1 protein-coding gene is annotated in these 994 nt (G+C 54.4%); it reads right to left on the minus strand.

Features of this window, described 5'->3' with window-relative positions:
* Positions 1–994: ABC transporter substrate-binding protein (locus BBD46_RS21835; protein WP_253184592.1), on the minus strand; the 994-nt coding region annotated here is incomplete at both ends.

Raw genomic sequence — 994 nt, forward strand, 5'->3', positions numbered from 1 at the left:
GCCTCTTCGATCGTTTCTTCGAGACGCTCGAAGTCACCGAACCAGTAGTCGAGGATATCGTAGTCACCCTGACGAAGTGATTCGAGTTCCGCGTCCCGAGTTGAGAGCGGACGCTGCACTCGCATCTCGATGTTTGGCGCTGCGAACGGGTGATCGTCGAACGCGGGCATTTCGAATCGTTCACCCTGGTCCCACGACCCCCACTGGAAGGGGCCGCTCGCGACAATCGGCTGATCATCATCGATGACGATTTCCCAGGGAGCATCCCCGTATCCGGTCTCCTCGATCAGGTCCTCCCAGTAATGCTGGGGAAGGATCGGTACTTCGCCCAGGGTACTACTGATGAAGGGAACATACGGTTCCTCAAGGTGGAATGTAACTTCCCATTCACCGGTTTGTTCGATTTCGTCGATTGGGTCGACGAATACCGCGTATGCAGGCGCCTCGGTCTCCATAGCCGTCTCGTACGACCAGATAACGTCCTCTACGGTGACGGGTTCGCCATCGTGGAAGACCATGTCGTCACGGACCTGTACGACAAGCGTTTCGTCATCTTCCCAATCCCACTCTTCAGCGGCCCATGGCTCCGGTTCGAACGTTTCAGGGTCTGGACGGGCCAAGAAATCGTGAAGAAACCGTGTTGGATTATTATTCCGACTCGGCCCACGTGCGTTGTGATGGAAGGGGTTGAGTTGATCAGATGGATCCCAGTTGTTCGTGACGAGCGTCTCGCCCTCCTCATTGAGTGGCTCAAGGTTAGTCCAGTTCCAGACATTCGCAAACCCATTAAACAATGGATGGACGACAATAGAATCTGGATCAATACGGTCGCTGTTGAACCCTTTGATGTACTCGTCGTAGATCTGCTGTTGTTCAGGCCGTTGTTCACCAAGTATCTCCTGGCACTCGTAAACTAGTTGTTGTCGCTCGTCATCATCGGTCGCACTGCGCTGCTCCATCGCCAGTTCGTTGTATTCCTCGTGATCAAACCGGC

The sequence above is a fragment of the Natrialba sp. SSL1 genome (assembly GCF_001861355.1).
In the GTDB taxonomy this organism is placed as follows: Archaea; Halobacteriota; Halobacteria; order Halobacteriales; family Natrialbaceae; genus Natrialba.